This is a genomic window from Agrobacterium sp. a22-2 (genome assembly GCF_012276985.1).
Lineage (GTDB): Bacteria > Pseudomonadota > Alphaproteobacteria > Rhizobiales > Rhizobiaceae > Allorhizobium.
This window is the reverse complement of record NZ_JAAXMM010000069.1, coordinates 1-435: the sequence shown is the minus strand read 5'-3', so window position 1 is coordinate 435 and position 435 is coordinate 1. Positions and strand designations below refer to the sequence as shown.

Here is a 435-nt window from a genome sequence, read left to right as displayed (position 1 = left end):
CTCTTGATCCGGTCGCGTGTTGCCTCGTCGAGTTTCACGCCCATTGTGGTAGTGCCCATGCCTGTCCAACTCCTGTGTTTAGAACCTATCCCATCAGGCTAGACAAACAGCAGGCCGGAAAGCCTGTTGGGATAGGTTCGTGAGATGTGTGGGTTAAGAATGCAGACAATATCCTGCATGTTGCAACTTTGTGCAACCTGTTAAATCAGGCTGATGAGCGAAGTGTGAGTTTCATCGATTTTTTAACACGGGCAGTTGGCATGAATGTTGCGTTATTGAGCGAATGCGGCAGGGTTTATTACGCCGCAGGCGCTTTACCTTGCGGTATATAAGGGTAATAGCAAGGTGCAACTCATTTTGCTTGTCGTGAGTGCAACCTTTGAGCCCGGTAAATGTGACGCAGGGTAAACTTTGTGTAACTTTGTTGTTAAATAT

At 47.4% G+C, this 435-nt stretch carries 1 protein-coding gene; it reads right to left on the bottom strand.

The genetic code is table 11. The features are described 5' to 3' along the window. Window positions 1-231: 231 nt before the first annotated feature. The coding region (locus HFC70_RS26870; protein ID WP_210259468.1) for a hypothetical protein at window positions 232-435 on the bottom strand (204 nt) is incomplete at its 5' end.